Origin of the sequence: Burkholderia reimsis, from assembly GCF_003294055.1 — a bacterium.
Taxonomy (GTDB): domain Bacteria; phylum Pseudomonadota; class Gammaproteobacteria; order Burkholderiales; family Burkholderiaceae; genus Burkholderia; species Burkholderia cepacia.
Window position 1 is genome coordinate 1 of sequence record NZ_QMFZ01000052.1, and the last position, 17,237, is coordinate 17,237.

At 67.7% G+C, this 17,237-nt stretch carries 14 protein-coding genes; 8 read left to right on the plus strand and 6 right to left on the minus strand.

Annotation, left to right across the window (positions count from 1 at the left end; all coding sequences use genetic code 11):
* Positions 1 to 106 precede the first annotated feature (106 nt).
* The gene (locus DPV79_RS36770; RefSeq protein WP_042976344.1) at positions 107 to 1,012 is read right to left on the minus strand and encodes a choline sulfate utilization transcriptional regulator; all 906 of its coding nucleotides are present in this window, start codon (positions 1,010 to 1,012) and stop codon (positions 107 to 109) included.
* A gap of 299 nt (positions 1,013 to 1,311) precedes the next feature.
* Between DPV79_RS36770 and betC the strand changes: the two genes are divergently transcribed.
* The 5 genes from betC to DPV79_RS36805 all read left to right on the plus strand — a co-directional run bounded on the left by betC (position 1,312) and on the right by DPV79_RS36805 (position 8,560).
* Entirely contained in the window at positions 1,312 to 2,847 is a 1,536-nt protein-coding gene (gene betC / locus DPV79_RS36780; RefSeq protein WP_113047729.1) for a choline-sulfatase, read from the plus strand.
* Positions 2,848 to 2,892: 45 nt separating this feature from the next.
* Positions 2,893 to 3,861 carry a choline ABC transporter substrate-binding protein gene (choX, locus tag DPV79_RS36785; RefSeq protein WP_113047730.1) on the plus strand — a complete coding sequence of 323 codons (969 nt, stop codon included), beginning with the start codon at positions 2,893 to 2,895 and terminating at the stop codon, positions 3,859 to 3,861.
* 260 nt (positions 3,862 to 4,121) lie between these two features.
* On the plus strand, positions 4,122 to 5,261 hold the full coding sequence (locus DPV79_RS36795) for a porin (RefSeq protein WP_113047731.1): 1,140 nt from the start codon (positions 4,122 to 4,124) through the stop codon (positions 5,259 to 5,261).
* 386 nt (positions 5,262 to 5,647) lie between these two features.
* Positions 5,648 to 7,060: a cysteine--tRNA ligase gene (gene cysS / locus DPV79_RS36800; protein ID WP_113047732.1), complete on the plus strand. Its 1,413-nt coding sequence runs from the start codon at positions 5,648 to 5,650 to the stop codon at positions 7,058 to 7,060.
* Between the two features lie 249 nt (positions 7,061 to 7,309).
* Positions 7,310 to 8,560: an MFS transporter gene (locus tag DPV79_RS36805; protein WP_048024876.1), complete on the plus strand. Its 1,251-nt coding sequence runs from the start codon at positions 7,310 to 7,312 to the stop codon at positions 8,558 to 8,560.
* A gap of 6 nt (positions 8,561 to 8,566) precedes the next feature.
* On the opposite strand, the gene DPV79_RS36810 is transcribed toward DPV79_RS36805, so the two are convergent.
* The 5 genes from DPV79_RS36810 to DPV79_RS36830 all read right to left on the minus strand — a co-directional run bounded on the left by DPV79_RS36810 (position 8,567) and on the right by DPV79_RS36830 (position 14,643).
* The gene (locus DPV79_RS36810) at positions 8,567 to 8,929 is read right to left on the minus strand and encodes a YbjQ family protein (protein WP_059489505.1); all 363 of its coding nucleotides are present in this window, start codon (positions 8,927 to 8,929) and stop codon (positions 8,567 to 8,569) included.
* 175 nt (positions 8,930 to 9,104) lie between these two features.
* Positions 9,105 to 10,358, minus strand: coding sequence for a M20/M25/M40 family metallo-hydrolase (locus DPV79_RS36815; protein WP_113047746.1), 1,254 nt, complete (start codon positions 10,356 to 10,358; stop codon positions 9,105 to 9,107).
* Positions 10,359 to 10,437: 79 nt separating this feature from the next.
* The gene (locus DPV79_RS36820; protein WP_059620282.1) at positions 10,438 to 12,150 is read right to left on the minus strand and encodes a M36 family metallopeptidase; all 1,713 of its coding nucleotides are present in this window, start codon (positions 12,148 to 12,150) and stop codon (positions 10,438 to 10,440) included.
* Between the two features lie 497 nt (positions 12,151 to 12,647).
* Positions 12,648 to 13,592 (minus strand): GlxA family transcriptional regulator, encoded by a 945-nt coding sequence (locus DPV79_RS36825; RefSeq protein WP_113047733.1) that lies wholly within the window; start codon positions 13,590 to 13,592, stop codon positions 12,648 to 12,650.
* A gap of 88 nt (positions 13,593 to 13,680) precedes the next feature.
* Positions 13,681 to 14,643, minus strand: a complete 963-nt coding sequence (locus tag DPV79_RS36830; RefSeq protein ID WP_059698414.1) for a helix-turn-helix domain-containing protein — start codon at positions 14,641 to 14,643, stop codon at positions 13,681 to 13,683.
* 244 nt (positions 14,644 to 14,887) lie between these two features.
* Here DPV79_RS36830 and DPV79_RS36835 point away from each other — a divergent pair, with 244 nt between their 5' ends.
* The 3 genes from DPV79_RS36835 to mauD are packed head-to-tail and all read left to right on the plus strand — an operon-like array spanning position 14,888 to position 17,230.
* The gene (locus DPV79_RS36835; protein ID WP_060066932.1) at positions 14,888 to 16,045 is read left to right on the plus strand and encodes an amine dehydrogenase large subunit; all 1,158 of its coding nucleotides are present in this window, start codon (positions 14,888 to 14,890) and stop codon (positions 16,043 to 16,045) included.
* Between the two features lie 7 nt (positions 16,046 to 16,052).
* Positions 16,053 to 16,607, plus strand: a complete 555-nt coding sequence (locus tag DPV79_RS36840) for a MauE/DoxX family redox-associated membrane protein (protein ID WP_048024826.1) — start codon at positions 16,053 to 16,055, stop codon at positions 16,605 to 16,607.
* Complete coding sequence (mauD, locus tag DPV79_RS36845) at positions 16,604 to 17,230, plus strand: methylamine dehydrogenase accessory protein MauD (protein WP_021161465.1); 627 nt, start codon at positions 16,604 to 16,606, stop codon at positions 17,228 to 17,230. The genes DPV79_RS36840 and mauD overlap by 4 nt, the downstream gene beginning before the upstream one ends.
* The last annotated feature ends 7 nt before the right edge of the window (positions 17,231 to 17,237 follow it).

Genomic DNA, 17,237 nt, shown 5'->3' on the forward strand with positions numbered 1-17,237 from the left:
GGCTTCAGGCGGGCGCCGGAGAGGCGTCAGGCGGGGCGGGCGCGGCCGGTCCAGCGGGCGTCAGGCGTGCATCAGGCCCGTAGCCGCCGGCCGGACGGACGGCCGCTCAGGCCGGTGCGCACGCGTCGAGCAGCCAGCGCCGGAACACGTGGGTCGCGTCCGGCTCGGGCCGCTGCGGCGGCCGCACGAGAAAGTAGCCGCGCGGCGTGACGACCGGCGCGTCGACGAGCTTCACGAGCTGCCCGGACGCGACGAGTTCGTCGACGAGCGGCGCCCAGCCGAGCGCAACGCCTTCGCCGAGCAGCGCCGCATGGATCACGAGCGCATAGCTGTTGAAGGTCACGCCGCGCGCGGCGGCTGCCGTGTCGAGGCCGTGCGCGTCGAACCAGCCGGACCACGACAGCCAGCGCTCGGGGCGCGTCGGCTGCACGTGCAGCAGCGGCAACGCGAGCAGGTGGTCGGCCCGGGCGACGTGCGGGTGCGCGTCGCGGAACGCGGGCGAGCACACGGGCGTGACCGATTCCGGAAAGAGCCGCGCGGCCGTGCACGACGGCCAGTGGCCGTCGCCGAACAGGATCGCGATGTCGCCGTGGTCGCGCTGCGCGTCGTAATCCTGCGACGTGACGACCCGCACGTCGACATCCGGCATCACGCGCTTCAGCCCGGCCAGGCGCGGCATCAACCAGTAGGTGGCGAAGCCGAAGTCGGTGACGATCGTGAGCGCGCCGTGCTCGCGGCGCGCCCGCAGGGTCGCGGTGGCGCCGCGCAGCGTGTCGAGGCTCAGCCGCACCGCTTCGTACAGGCACTCGCCGTCGGCCGTCAGCGTGACACCGCGCGGGCTGCGCTCGAACAGCGGCACGCCCAGTTCGGCCTCGAGCTGGAACACCTGCTGGCTCACGGCCGGCTGGGTGGAGCCGAGCTCGCGCGCAGCGGCCGTGAAGCTCGCGAGCCGGGCCGCCGATTCGAACGCGCGCAGCGCCTGCATCGACGGTAACGGTTCGGATTTCGACATAAGTCCCTCTAATGGCCCCATAAGGGCCGGACGCCTTCCCGCGCGAATTCGGGCAGGCGATAGTGCATCGGACGGTGCGGCACACGTGCTGCACGGGCTGCTTCACAGGCTGCTACACAGGCTGCTTCACGCCCCGCTTCGCATTCCGCGCCACGGGTGGCACGCAACGCATTCCGCGATTCTAGCCAGCGCGGCGTGCCCGCGCGGCACTTTCGTCGGGCCGCTTCCGTCATGCCGGACGTCTCGCTGCGCGAGCGGCGCGCCGTTCCATTCGAACACCGTTTTCCCCACGACTGCCGATGACGAACCCGACACCCAACATCCTGATCCTGATGGCCGACCAGCTTACGCCGTTCGCGCTGCCGGCCTACGGCAACCGCGTCGCGCGCACGCCGACGCTGGACCGTCTCGCCGCGCAAGGCGTGGTGTTCGACGCCGCCTACTGCGCGAGCCCGCTGTGCGCGCCGTCGCGTTTTTCGCTGCTGACCGGCAAGCTGCCGTCGGGGATCGGCGCCTACGATAACGCCGCCGAATTGCCGGCGCAAACGCTGACGTTCGCGCACTACCTGCGCGCGGGCGGCTACCGGACGATGCTGTCCGGCAAGATGCACTTCTGCGGGCCCGACCAGTTGCACGGCTTCGAGGAGCGGCTCACGACCGACATCTATCCGGCCGATTTCGGCTGGGTGCCCGACTGGGACAGCCCGGCGGAGCGGCCGAGCTGGTATCACAACATGAGTTCGGTACTCGACGCGGGCCCGTGCGTGCGCACCAACCAGCTCGATTTCGACGACGAGGTCACGTTTGCCGCGAAGCAGAAGCTGTACGACGTCGCGCGCGAGCGGGCGGCCGGGCACGATGCGCGGCCGTTCTGCATGGTCGTGTCGCTGACCCATCCGCACGACCCGTATGCGATCACGCGCGAATACTGGGATCTCTATCGCGACGACGAGATCGACCTGCCGGCCGTGCGCCTCGACGCGGCGGAAAGCGACCCGCATTCGCAGCGGCTGCGCTTCGTCTGCGAGAACGACCGGACGCCGCCCGCCGACGCACAGATCCGCGCCGCACGTCGCGCGTACTACGGTGCAACATCCTACGTCGACACGCAGTTCGGCAGCGTGCTGGCCGCGCTCGAACAGTGCGGATTCGCCGACGACACGATCGTGATCGTCACGTCCGACCACGGCGACATGCTCGGCGAACGCGGGCTCTGGTACAAGATGACGTTCTTCGAGGGCGGCTGCCGCGTGCCGCTGATCGTGCACGCGCCGGGCCGCTTCGGCGCCGCGCGCGTGCGCGGGCCGGTGTCGCACGTCGACCTGCTGCCGACGCTCGTCGACCTGGCCGGCGCCGCCCCCGCCGGCGGCTGGCCGGACCCCGTCGACGGGGCAAGCCTCGTGCCGCACCTGAACGGCACGCCGGCGCACGATGTTGCGCTCGGCGAATACCTCGCGGAAGGTGCGGTCGCGCCGGTCGTGATGATCCGCAGCGGCGACTGGAAGTACGTGCATTGCCCGGCCGATCCCGACCAGCTCTATCACCTCGGCGACGACCCGCGCGAGCTGACGAACCTCGCCGGCACGCCGGAAGCCGCGGACGTGCTGGCCGCGTTCCGTGCGCAAGCCGCGCAGCGCTGGAACCTGCCCGAACTGGACCGGCAGGTGCGCGCGAGCCAGCGGCGCCGGCGTTTCCATTACGCGGCGACGACGCAGGGCCGCATCCACGCCTGGGACTGGCAGCCGTTCACCGACGCGAGCCAGCGCTACATGCGCAATCACATCGAACTCGACACGCTCGAGGCGATGGCGCGCTTTCCGCGCATCGGGCGTTGAACGGACCGCATCGCGATCATTGAAGAACGACGGAGGAAGCGAACCATGAAACGGCAACGCAATGCAGCAATCCGAAGGATCGGCGCGGCGCTCGCCGCCGCCGCGTGCGTGGCGGCGACGCAGCCTGCGCGCGCGGCCGACCCGCAGACGTGCGGCGACGTGAAGATGGCGGCGCCCGGCTGGACCGACATCGATGCGACGAATGCGATGGCGGGCGTCGTGCTGAAGGCGCTCGGCTACCGGCAGGACGTGGCGAACCTGTCGGTGCCGATCACGTACCAGGGGCTCAAGAAAGGGCAGGTCGACGTGTTCCTCGGCAACTGGATGCCCGCGCAGGCGCCGCTCGTGAAGCCGTTCGTCGACGAGAAGTCGATCGACGTGCTGCACGCGAACCTGAGCGGCGCGAAGTTCACGCTCGCGGTGCCCGACTACGTGGCCGCCGCGGGCGTGCGTACGTTCGCCGATCTCGCGCGCTACGCCGACCGCTTCGGCGGCAAGATCTACGGGATCGAGCCCGGCGCGCCCGCGAACCAGAACATCAAGCGGATGCTCGCCGACCATGCGCTCGGCGCGGCAAACTGGTCGCTCGTCGAATCGAGCGAGACGGGCATGCTCACGCAGGTCGAGCGCGCGGTGCGCGACAAGCGGTGGATCGTGTTCCTCGGCTGGGAGCCGCATCTGATGAACACGAAGTTCCACCTGACCTACCTGTCGGGCGGCGATGCGTATTTCGGCCCGAACTACGGCGGCGCGACCGTCAACACGGTTACGCGCGCCGGGTTCGCCGGCCAGTGCGCGAACCTGGCGCGGCTGTTCCGGCAGATGACGTTCTCCGTCGACGTCGAGAACCGGATGATCGCCGACATGCTCGACCACAAGACGTCGCCCGCGCTCGCGGCGCAGCGTGCGCTGAAATCCGACCCGGCGCTGGTTGCCGGCTGGCTGGACGGCGTGACGACGGCGGCCGGCGCACCGGGCCTGCCGGCCGTGCGCGCGGCCCTCGACGGGCGCTGATTCCCTCCTTCCGGGCGGCCGGTTTTTACCGGGCCGCCCGTCTACGTGTTTTCCCGAGCGGGTCGCATCGTGACCATTTGGTGTCGCCTTCAGACGGGTGACGCGAAATATGGGTTTGTATTTTTCGCCAATGGCTGCGTTATTGCGGAAAACGAAATGCCGAAGCCAGCGGGCGTACCGAATTCGAATCCACCGGCGCATCGCGGCACGCGCCGGGACGAGATTCTTTCCATCGAACGGTTCAGGGAGGGTGGTCGACAATGAAGCACACCAAAGTTGCCGTAGCCGCCGCGCTTGCATGCGCGGCCTGCGTGCCCGCCATCGGGCATGCGCAGAGCAGTGTGACGCTGTACGGGATTCTCGACGCAGGCATCACGTACGTGAACAACACGGGCGGCTCGCACGTGGTCAAGTTCGACGACGGCGTCGCGTACGGGAACCGTTTCGGCCTGAAGGGCACGGAAGACCTGGGCGGCGGCCTGAAGGCCGTGTTCACGCTCGAGAGCGGCTTCCACCTCGGCAACGGGCAACTCGGCTTCGGCGGCGCGGAATTCGGCCGCCAGGCGTATGTCGGCCTGCAGAACGACTGGGGCACGCTGTCGTTCGGCAATCAGCTCGACATCACGAACGAACTCGTGTCGATCTACAACATCTCGGCGTGGGGCAGCGGCTATGCGATCCACCAGGGCGACTTCGACCGCTTCAACGGCGACCGCCTGCCGAACTCGGTGAAGTTCCTGTCGAACGACCTCAGCGGCTTCAAGTTCGGCGCGATGTACTCGTTCGGCAACGTCGCCGGCAACTTCCACCGCAACAGCGCGTGGAGCGCGGGCGCGAGCTTCACGAAGGGCGACTTCTCGATCGGCGCCGCGTACACGCGCCTGAACAACCCGAACGGCATCTATGCGTTCGACCCGTACGCGATGATCGGCACGCACACGTTCCTCGGCCAGCAGACGGTGACCGTCGACCCGGCGACCGGCGCACGCACCGACCTGTTCGCGAACACGCCGATGGACGTCGACAGCCAGGGCACGTTCGGCATCGGCTCGAGCTACACGATCGGCAAGCTGACGCTCGACGCCAACTTCTCGTACACGACGATCAAGGGTTTCGGCCAGTCGTCGCACATGCAGGTGTATGAAGGCGGCGGCCTGTACCAGTTCACGCCGGCGCTGAGCCTGATCGCGGGCTACCAGCACACGCGCTTCGAAGGCCATCACTGGAACCAGGGCACGGCGGGCCTGCATTACCTGCTGTCGAAGCGTACCGACGTGTATATCTCCGGCGATTACCTGCGCGCGTCGCAAGGCGTCGATGCGGTGGTCGGCTACAGCTTCACGCCGTCGACGACGCAGACGCAGGCCGACGTGCGGATCGGGATGCGGCATTCGTTCTGAGCGGGGTGGTGTGAGGTTGTGACGTCTTCAGCGAGGTCTCTCTTTGGCGCGAACCGAGGTTCGCGCTTTTTTTTTGCCTGACGGGAGTGAGCGGGCACGAGGGCCGTCCGGTCAAGGCCCGCTGCCGGGCCGCCGCACGGGGATCGTCGCCGGGCGACTGCCCGACGGTATTGACCGGTGCCGTCTATAGACGCTAGCATCGTCCCCATGCTTGATCGCGCCCATTTCCTCTCGTCGCTGCTCCGCGCATGTTGTCAGAACGTGCCAGGGGGAAGTTGCGTCCAGCGAACTCGCTGAACATTCAAGCAATCGCCTTCCGGCCGCCTGTGATGCAAGACAGGCGGTCTTTTTGTTTTTGGGCCGACACCTTCGGACGGAGAAACTCGATGCCGCTTGCGCTGTATGACACCTGGTCGCGTACCGTGCGCCCGTTCACGCCAATCCGGGCCGGGCAGGTCGGCATGTACTGCTGCGGCCCCACGGTCTACGACGACGCCCACATCGGCAACCTGAGAACCTACGTGTTCGAGGATCTCCTGCGCCGCGTACTGGTGCGCAACGGATACGAGGTGCGGCACGTCGTCAACATCACCGACGTCGGCCACCTGACTTCGGATGCGGACGAAGGCGAAGACAAGATGGAAAAGGGCAGCCGCCGCACCGGCGAATCGGCGTGGGCCATCGCCCGGCGCTACACCGACGCTTTCGTGCGGGACTGGCGCGCGCTCCACCTGCTCGAGCCGACGGTCTGGTGCCGCGCCACGGATCACATCGCCGAACAGATCGCGTTCATCGATACGCTCGACCGGGGCGGCTACGTCTATCGCACGGACGACGGCCTCTACTTCGACACCAGTCGGCAGGACGACTACGGTTATCTCGCGCGGCTCGACCGCGCGGGGTTGCAGGCGGGCAAGCGGGTCGCGCTGGGCGACAAGCGGAGCATCACGGATTTTGCGTTGTGGAAGTTCAGCCCGGCCGGCGTCAAGCGGCAGATGGAATGGGACAGCCCGTGGGGGCGCGGCTTTCCGGGCTGGCATATCGAATGCTCGGCGATGTCGGCGAAGTATCTCGGGACGTTGTTCGATATCCATTGCGGCGGCGAGGATCATATCGCCGTGCACCACAGCAACGAGATCGCGCAGACGCGGGCGGCCCACGGCACGAACCTCGCGAATTACTGGATGCACGGGCACTTCCTGACGCTCGATGCCGATGCGAAGATGTCGAAGTCGAGCGGCGATTTCGTTCGTCTGCAGACCTTGCAGAGCCGGAATATCGACCCGCTCGCGTACCGTTACCTGTGCCTGACGGCCCATTACCGGAGCAAGCTGCATTTCACGTGGGCGTCGCTCGACGCCGCGCACACCGCGCTGAACCGGCTTCGGCACCTGTATGCCGGCTGGCCGGACGGAGGGCGCGTCGATGCGGATTTCGCCGCGCGATTCGACGCCGAAGTGAACGAGGACCTGAATCTGCCCAGGGCGCTCGCGGTGCTCTGGGATCTGGTCAGGAGCAACCTGCCCCCCGCGACGCTGAAAGCGACCGTGGACAGCTTCGACACCGTGCTGGGCCTCGGCTTGCGCGCATGGCGGCCGGTTGCACCCGACATTCCGGAACACGTTCGCGGGCTGCTCGCCGAACGCGAGCGCGCGAGAGCGGACAAGGACTGGATGCAGGCCGACCGGATACGGGAAGCGTTGAGCGCGCAGGGTTGGCGAGTCGAGGACACCCCGGACGGTCAACGCCTGTTCGGCATCGCCGGCGGCGCGACCGATGAGGGCGTTCCGCCCCGGTGAAGCCCGCGGCCGCCTGCATCGGAAGACCCCGTGCCCGGGCCGCCATCCGGCGGCCGCGATCGACGCGGCTGCCGGATGCGTTGCCCCCCGCGTCCGCGCGATGTTGCCGCCACGCCCCCGGCCCGTTTTGCGCGCTTGGCATATCATCGCGATTTCGCCGCGTCCGTACCGTTGTCGCGCGCATGCGTCGGCGTGCGCAGTCGCTTTCCCGAACGGTGCCGGCGTGCCGCGCCGACCGCCGAGACCTCGATGACCGACTCCGTGCCCGATCCCAGTCCTTTATCCCCGTTGCCCGCCAACCTGTTCCGTCACGCACCGTTCCAGCGCTTCTGGGGCACGCGCGTGATGTCTTCCCTGGCTTTCCAGATCCTGTCGGTTGCAATCGGGTGGTACGTCTACGCGCTCACGCACAGCGCGTTCGCACTCGGTCTCGTCGGCCTCGCGCAGTTCGTGCCGATGTTCGCGCTGACGCTCGTCGTCGGGCAGGTGGCCGACCGCTACGACCGCCGGCGCATCGCGACGATCTGCCAGGCCGTCGAGGCGCTGGCCGCCGGCGTGTTCCTGCTCGGTGCCGCGCAAGGATGGCTGGCCGCGCCGGCCGTGTATGCGCTCGCGGCGATCGTCGGCACGGCTCGCGCGTTCGAGTCGCCGTCGGTGTCGTCGCTGCTGCCGGCCGTCGTGCCGCGCAGCGACCTGCCGCGCGCGACCGCGTTGTCGACCTCGGCGAACCAGGCCGCGCAGATTCTCGGGCCCGCGTTCGGCGGGCTGCTGTATGGCGTCGGCGCGCCCGTCGCGTTCGGCACGAGCGTCGTCGCGTTCGCGGTCGCGGCGGTGCTGAGCGGCACGATTCCGCTGCGCGGCGCGCCGCCCGCGCGCGAACCGGTGACGCTCCGTTCGGTGTTTTCAGGTATCGCATTCATCCGGCGCGAACCGGCGATCCTCGGCGCGCTGTCGCTCGACCTGTTCGCGGTGCTGTTCGGCGGCGCGACCGCGCTGCTGCCGATCTACGCGCGCGACATCCTGCAGGTCGGGCCGTGGGGGCTCGGCGCGTTGCGCGCGGCGCCGGCGGTCGGCGCGCTCGCGGGCACGCTGTGGCTCACGCGCTTTCCGCTCAAGGGCCGGCCTGGCCGCGCGATGTTCGGCGGCGTGATCGCATTCGGCATCGCGACGATCGTGTTCGGGCTGTCGAGGAATTTCGTGTTGTCGCTCGTCGCGCTGGCGGCGCTCGGCGCATCGGACGTGGTGAGCGTCGTCGTGCGCCTGTCGCTCGTGCAGCTGCGCACGCCCGACGACATGCTCGGCCGTGTGAGTGCCGTCAACTCGCTGTTCATCGGCACGTCGAATCAACTCGGCGAATTCGAATCGGGTGTGACGGCTGCATGGTGGGGCGCGCCGGCCGCGATCGTGGTCGGCGGCGCGGCGACGATCGCCGTTGCGCTCACGTGGATGCGGCTGTTCCCGCAGCTCACGACGATGAAGTCGCTCGAGCGCGACGCGTGACGGGCGTCACGCGTCCTGCGTCACGCGCACGGCCGTGCCGTAGCAGATGACTTCCGTGACACCCGCGCCGATCTCGGTCGAGTCGTAGCGCATCGCGACGATCGCGTTCGCGCCGAGCTTGCCCGCGTCGGCGAGCATCTTGTCGAAGGCCTGCTGGCGGGCTTTTTCGCACAGCGACGTGTACAGTGTGATGTTGCCGCCGAAGATCGTCTGCAGCGATGCGCCGAACGAACCGACGATCGAGCGCGAGCGCACGACGATGCCCTGGACGACGCCGAGCGAGCGAACGGTCGTGTGGCCGGGCAGGTCGAACGCGGTCGTGACACGGGCGGGCGACAGGTCGTCGATGGAGCGGGAGAAATCGGTCATGGCGGGAAGCGTGTAGCGAAGTGGTCGAACGGGGATTCTATCCGGACGACGCGGCGTACCGGGTTCGACGACGGGTCGGCGCCACGACCGCGGAGAACGCTTCGCGACGCAAGCGTATGCAAACCGCGAGCATACGCTTCCGTCATTTCCGGACGAACGGCCCGGCCGCACGCCGTCAGCGCTTCACGGTCGAACTGCCGTTGCCGCCGAGATCGACCGCATAAGCCAGCGCCAGCTTGCCGAACTTCAATGCATGGTTCGCCTGCCGATCCGAATTCTCCAGCGTGTCGTTCACGGTATGGATATACGGACTGTCGTTCTGATCGGCCTCGAACGGGAACGACGCCGGATACCCCTGCGCATTCCACGACGCATGATCCGAGCACGCATACCCGCACTGCGACGTGCCGATCGCGAGTTCCGGCAGGTAGGTCTTCGCCAGATTCGTCAGGTAGGTGTTCTGCGACGCGTTCGTGTAGTCGGTGATCAGGTAGATGTCCTTCGGGTCGCCCTTGTAGTTCGTCATGTCGAGCTGCAGCACACCGACCACGTTCACGTTTTGCGTACGAAACTGCTTCGCGATCGCCTTCGAGCCGAGCAGGCCGGCTTCCTCGGCCGCGTATCCGACGAACTTGATCGTCCGCTTCGGCCGATAGTTGTTCGCCAGCAGCACGCGCAGCGCTTCGGTGAGACTGGCGATGCCCGACGCATCGTCGTCCGCGCCGGGCGAGCGCGTGTTTTCCGTCGTGCGCCCGACCGTCGAATCGAGGTGGCCGCCCAGCACGACGGTGCCCGCGGCCGGATCGCTGCCGCGGATCGTCAGGATCACGGATTTCTGCGGAAAGCCCGTGTGCGTGAACTGCTCGACGGTGATGTCGGCGCGCGAACCGGCCAGCTGCTTCCACTGCAGCGCGAGCCAGTTCGACGCGGCGACGCCGTGCGACGTCGTGTAGTAGCGGTTCGTGAAGCCGGACAGCGACGTGATCGTGCCGACGATGTTGCTGGCCTGCAGCTGCTGGATCCACGTGCCGATCTGCGGTGCGTTCGAAACCTGGTACGTGGAAGCCGCGGCCTGCTTCGCGAGCGGCGTCGGCAACGGCTGCAGTGCCTGGCGCGCGTCGTCGAACGAGTCGTGCACGACGTAGCCGGGCCCGTGGCCGCGCGTATCGTGAACGGCGTGGGCCAGCTCGCCGAGCCGTGAATCGTCGATTTCGACGACGTGTACGGTCTCGCGGCGCGCCGCCCCGTCGGCCGCCTTGCCGGCGTCGAGCGTCGTGCTGTATTGCGCGGTGGCGCTCGCGTCGATGCGTTGCAACTGGCGGAACGCCGCGTCGCCGAGCGTGATCCACACCGGCGTCGCGTGCGCGGCGGCGGTCAGCAGCATGCCGCCCAGCGCGGCGCTCAGGCGGGTGAGTTTCAGAGTAGGCATGTTCGATCTCGTGAGGATGGCGATGTCGATGAAGGGGGCGCGCCGCAGGTCGTGCGACACGCTCCCGCCTGCTGCGGAATTACGACTTCTTCGGTACGGTCACGCCGTACGTGCAACTCTGGTTGTACGCATTGCCGATCGCGGTGAGCTGCGCGTTGCTGTAGCCGAGCGCGGACGCGGCCGTCAGCACCGCCTGCGCGGCGGCCTTCTGGTTGGTCGAGCTGTTGGTCATCGACAGCCCCTTCAGGAACGCCTTGTCCATCGCCTGCGCGCCGATCGCGTCGCGCGCGACGAGGTTGCACGAGGCCCAGTACTGGCCGGCCGTATGGATCTCCGCGCCGCGTGCCTGCGCATAGGTGCGCCCGACGTTCCAGTTGGTCACGCGGCCGCCCCAGAACTCGTTGTGGCCGTCCCAGTTGTAGACCCAGTGGTACTGCGCGTCCGACGGGCTCCACTGGTTGAAGTCGCGGCTGTACGCGGCGGCGAGATAGTCGCCGGTGCCTTCCGACAATCCTTCCTGCTGCGACAGGCCGCCGTTCGTCACCCAGTCGTGGATGCCGTGGCCGAGTTCGTGGATCACGACGTCCGCATCCTCCGCGTCGTCGACGCCGCCTTGCCCGAAGGTCAGCCGGCCGCTGCTCGACGAGTACGACGAGTTGTCGTCGCCCGATTCGCCGTGCGGGTCGTACTGCACGCCGCCCGTGTACTGGTACGGCAGCGCCTTGATGCCGAGCGTCTGGTTCACGTAACGCAGGAACGTGTCGATGTGGTAGTACGCGTTCACCGCCTCGAAATACAGGTTGCCGCGCGTGAATTCGAATGCGGGGGTCGACTGCACGGGACAAGCGTTGTCGCGCGGCGCGTCGAAATCGACGCATGCCGCATACGGGCCCGACAATGAATAACGCGCACCCGACTGCGCGAGATCCTTCAGCGTCACGCGCACGCGCGCGGCGGTGAGTTGCGACGAATCGGCGTCGTTGCTGTCCTTGTAGCCCGCGCTGCCGTAGCTGCTTTTGGTCGGCGACAGCGGGTCGGGCCGGAACACGAAACCCGTGCCGTCGGTCGCGTAGAACGCCTTGTCCTCGGCGCGCAGCACTTCTCCGCTGCCCGAGTCGATCAGCAGTTCCCAGTCGCCTTTCGGGCCGTCGTTCGGGCGGCCGCGCACTTTCCACGCGGTATGCGTGCCGGCCTTGTCGACGAAGGCGACGAGCTGCGCATCCTGGTTCGTGAAGCCGCTCACGCCGAGATACGCGCGTGCGCGGTCGAGCGCCTGCTGCTGGTCGACGGCCTGCGCCTTGCCCGACTTCGCGACCACGCCGTTGATCGTGTTGCTCGCGACGTACAGGATGCGGCCGTCCTTCGCGACCGTCACCGCGATATCGCTGCCGTACACGGGCAATCCGGCTGCCTGCTGCTGCAGGCGCACGACGGTGAACTCGGCGTCGCTGCGCTCCGACGTGACGACGAGGCTCGCGAGCGCGGTCGCGTCGAGCCCGAGTTGCGCGGCCTGCGACGCGACGAAGTCGCGCGCGGTGGCGGCGGGCGTCGCGGCGGCCTTCTTCGCGCGATAGGCGGGGTTGTACAACGTGACGGCGACGCCGTCCGCGCGGAACTGCCCGGCGGCCGTGTCCGCCTTGGCGGCCGGCGGCGCGACGCCGCGTGTCAGGCTTTCGCGCAGGCTCGTTGCTTGCGGATTCGAGACTTTCGTATCGGCCGCGGTGCCGCCGACGATGCCGAAACCGAGCGCGAGACCCAGGGCGAGCGGCAGTGCTTTGCGTGATGTCTGCATACGTGATCCTCATCTCAACGGTTGGACACGCCCGCGCGTTCGTGGCGCGCAGGCACGACACGGCCCGCGCGCCGGCTCGATGGAGCCGGTGCGGCGAAGCGGTGTGGGGAGCGTCGACTGACTAAGGAAACCTAAATGTCAGGTCGAAAAGAAACGGGCGGGATTGGACGGCGAGAAGCAGGAGGACGCGCGCGAGAAGCGGCGAACGAAGAATCGAACGGCAGGCAGGTGCGGCGACGGCGAATCGAGCATCGTCATGTCATACCCCTCGGATCGAATCGATATCGGTGGCAGCCTGCCGCGATGCGGCATGCAAGTCGTTAGGCTGCCTATCTAACTTTTTTTGGTATGTTACAGAATATTTTCAACGACATTCCAGTTTATTTTCGATGACCTCTTCAGTCCGTCGATCAATCGTCGGCATTGTTCAGCGAGCGGCGGGAAACGCTGCCGGAACGCGCAATTCCGCGCGGGATTGTGTTTGAAACCCGCGACGATCAGCGCGTCGCGCGACGGTCGCTGCGCGGGCTCAGGCCGAATCGCGCGCGATACGTGCGCGAGAAATGCGACGGCGATTCGAACCCGCACGCGACGCACACCGACGTGATGCTCATGTCGGTCTGCTGCAGCAGTTCACGCGCGCGATCGAGCCGCAGGTTCAGGTAGAAATGCGTCGGCGTGTCGTTCAGCGTCGCGCTGAACAGGCGTTCGAGCTGGCGCCGCGTGATCGACACCTCCTGCGCGAGCGCATCGGAGCCGAGCGGGTTTTCCATGTGCCGCTGCATCGTGCCGATCACCTGGATCAGCTTGCGGTTGTGCACGCCGTAGCGCGCGGCGATCTCGAGCCGCTGGCTGTCCGAGCGCTGCCGGATCCGGCTGACCACGAACTGCTCGGAGATCGCCGCCGCGAGATCGGCACCGTGCCGCCGCCCGATCAGGTCGAGCATCATGTCGATCGACGCGGTGCCGCCCGCGCACGTGATGCGCCGGTCGTCGATCTCGAACAGCTCCTGCGTCGCGTTCAGGCCGGGGTAGCGTTCCCGGAACGCGGCCAGTGCTTCCCAGTGCAGCGTGAGCGGCTGCGACGCGTCGAACAGCCCGGCTTCCGCGAGCACGAAGCTGCCCGTGTCGATGCCGCCGAGCGTTGCACCATGACGGTGCTGGCGGCGCAGCCAGTCGCCGATCGCGCGCGTGTAGCACACGAGCGGATCGAAGCCGGCGACGACGAACACCGTATCGACCGTTTCGACCTCCGCGCTCGCGGCTTCGGCGGCGACCGGAATGCCGTTGCTCGCGGCGACGGGCGCGCCGTCGGCGCTGATCACGTGCCAGCGATAGAGCTCCGTGCGAAAGCGGTTCGCGACGCGCAGCGGTTCGACCGCGGACATGAAGCCGAGCGCGGAAAAGCCGGGCAGCAGCAGGAAGTGGAAATCCTCGGGCATCGGGGCAGGCAATGGAATCCGGTGGTCGTCGCGTGTCGCTCGGGGCGGCGAACGGTCAGCCGGAGATTATCGCGGGTTTTGCGCGGCCTCAGCGCGTTTTTGCGCCGCGCGCGGAACGGCGCGCGGTGGTCGACGGCAACTCGCCGAACTGCGCCTTGTAGGCGTTCGCGAAATGCCCGAGATGGATGAAGCCCCAGCGTGCGGCCGCGTCGCTGATCGGCAGGTCGGCCTGCCGCGTGTCGAGCAGCATCCGCCGCACTTGCGACAGGCGCAGCGATCGCACGTAATGCAACGGGCTGGTCTGCACGACCGACTGGAAACTGTTCTGCATCGTGCGCCGGCTCACGCGCAATTGCGTGCACAGGCTCAGCACGTCGACCGGTGCTTCGGGATGGTCGATCACGTAGTCGTGCACGCGGCGCACGATGTCGGCGCGGCACGCATGCGTGAGACGGTTCGACGGCTCGGGAATCCGGTACGTGAGGAGATCGACGAGCACGTTGCCGATAGCGCCGCGCAGTTCGCGCTGCGCGCGTGCGTCGCGGAAGGTATCGGGTGCCGACAATACACGCTCGAGGTGCGTCGCGATCTGCACGCTCGCGCGCATCAGCACCGCGGTGGGCATGTCGACCACACCGCGCCGCAACGTGGCTTCGTCGAGGCGGACGTCGGCCGCATCCTCGATCTGCTGCATCAGTTCGCCATTGGCGACGACACCGATCAGCGACATGTCGTCGGGCGAGTGCAGCTCGAACGGGGTGCCGCCGCGCGCCAGCACCATCGTGCCGCGTTCGATGCGCGCACCGCCGAATGCGAACGCCCCCGAGCCGGTGAGCGGCATGCCGAACACCGTCTGGTCGTGCGGCAATCTTCCGCGCTGGATGATGCGAACGTTGGCGGCTTCCTGGAACAGCTGCACGCTGTCCAGCACCGCATGCTTGACCGCGCTGCGATACGCGCCGGAGCCGATCTGGTCGTAGCGCTGGTTCCAGCCGCGCAGCGCCTCGGCATGCCGGTCCGCGTTGTCGAACCTCTCGTGAAACACGAACACAGCGCCTCCGGGTGCGTCGATCAGGACCGCGCAAGATTAAACCGGCCGCGTGGTCGGCGCAATAAGGGGCAGCGCTATTCCGGGCGCATTTGTCGGAGGGTCGGAAGCCTTCGGCCGGCGTGCCTTTCAGGCGGTTTTCCAATATCCCGAATCGGCACGCACGCGGTGCCGGTCCGGGTGCTGACCGGATTTATTGTCGAACTACAGTCGCCCCACGTTACGTGATTCCCCAACTGGAGGCGACATGAGGACAAGGCGACGAACCGCGGTGCTCGCGGCGACGCTGGCGTTCGCGGCGGCATGGGCCGGCGGCGCGAATGCGACGGAAAAACCGGAAGAACTGGTGGTGCAGAAGATGCCGCCCTGGCATCCGCACGAGGTCTATATCGTCGACATCTCGATGCCGTCGATGACCGACGGACGCATCTACGTGTACGACGCCGATGCGAAGAAACTGCTGGGCCAGATCGACGGCGGCTTCGGCCCGGGCCTCGCGATCTCGCCGGACCGCAAGACGAGCTTCGTCGCGACGACGTACTTCTCGCGCGGCTCGCACGGCACGCGCACCGACGTCGTCGAGATCACCGACAACACGACGCTCGATCACGCGGGCGAGATCGTGATTCCGGCGAAGCATGCGCAGCACGTGCCGTCGCCGTACAACACCGCGTTCAGCGCGGACGGCAAGCGGCTGTACGTCGCGAACATCACGCCGGCCGCGTCGGTGACGGTGATCGACGCGGTCTCGAAGAAGGTGCTGTCGGAGATCGACACGGCGGCCTGCGTGCTCGCGTATCCGTCGGGCAACGACCGCTTCACGGCGCTGTGTGAAAGCGGCAAGGCGCTGACCGTCACGCTCGATGCGAACGGCAAGGAAACGAAGCGCACGATGTCGGATGCGTTCATCGACGTCGACAAGGATCCGGCGTTCGTGAACGCGTCGCGCTACAAGGGCGACTATCTGTTTACGACCTACGGCGGCAACGTGCGCAGCGCGGATTTCAGCGGCGACAAGCCCGTGTTCGGCAAGCCGTGGCCGCTGCTGACGGACGCCGAGCGCGCCGAAGGCTGGCGCCCGGGCGGCATGCAGCAGACGGCCGTGCAGGCGAAGCAGAACCGCTACTACGTGCTGATGCACAAGGGCGGCGACGGCTCGCACAAGGACCCCGGCACGCAGGTGTGGGTGGTCGACCTGAAGTCGAAGCAGCGTGTCGCGCGTTGGGATCTCGCGCAGCAGAAGATCGATCCCCTCGTGTCGATCCAGGTCAGCGAGGACGACAAGCCGCTGTTCTACGGGCTGACGGCGACCTCCGACCTCGTCGTGATGGATGCACGCACGGGCAAGCTGCAGAACGTCGAGAAGCAGATCGGCAATACGTCGTCGCTGCTCGTCAACCCGTGAGGCCGCGATGACGCTCGATCCCGTACTTGCCACCAGCGCGCAGGCCGGCGCTGCCGTCGTCGTGCTGCTCGGCGCCTTCGCGAAGATGCGCCGTCCCGCCGCGTTCAGCCAGGCACTCGCCGGCTACCGGCTGCTGCCCGACGCGCTGACCGCGCCCGTCGCGTTCGCGATTCCGCTCGCGGAAGCCGTCGGCGCGGCGGCACTGCTGTTTCCCGATACGCGCACGGCCGGCGCGATCGGCCTGATCGCGCTGCTCGTCGCCTTCGCGGCGGCAATCGCGATCAATCTGCTGCGCGGCCACACCGACATCGACTGCGGCTGTTCCGGCTTCGCGGCCGCGCGAGCGGATGCGCCGCGCGGCATCGGCTGGCTGCACGTCGGTCGCGCGCTGCTGCTCGCCGCGTTGGCCGCGACCGCGCTCGTCGAGCCGGGCGCGCGCGCGGTCGTGTGGTTCGACTACCTGACGCTGTTCTTCTCCGTGCTGCTGATCGTCTGCGCGCTGCTCACCGTCGACGTGCTGCTCGCCAACGTACCGCGCCTTTCCCATCTGAGGAATTCATGATGCAAACCGCTCTCACCGTTTCCACCGCCCTGCTGTGGGTGGCCGTCCTCGCGCTCGGCGCGATCTGTCTCGCGCTCGTGCGCCAGATCGGCATCCTGTACGAACGCATCATGCCGGCCGGCGCATTGATGATCGACAAGGGGCCGGCGGTCGGCGCGATCGCGCCGGCGTTCGAACTGACCGACATTCGCGGCTCTCAGGTGAAGGTCGGCGGCATCGATGCGTCGGGCAAGGCGACGCTGCTGTTCTTCCTGTCGCCGACGTGCCCCGTCTGCAAGAAGCTGCTGCCGCTGCTGCCGTCGCTGCAGGCGAGCGAATCGACGCCGGTGAACATCGTGCTCGCGAGCGACGGCGATATCGACGAACACACGCGCTTCGCGCGCAAGCACGACCTCGGGCGCTTCCCGTACGTGCTGTCGCAGGAGCTCGGCCTCGCGTACCAGATCGGCAAGCTGCCGTATGCGGTGCTGCTCGACGAAACCGGCACGGTGCGTGCGAAGGGCCTCGTCAATACGCGCGAGCATCTCGAGAGCCTGTTCGAAGCGAAGGAGCGCGGCGTCGCATCGCTGCAGCAGTTCGTGCACGGCGATCACAGCCACGACGCGCACGCGCAGCACGCATGACCGGCCG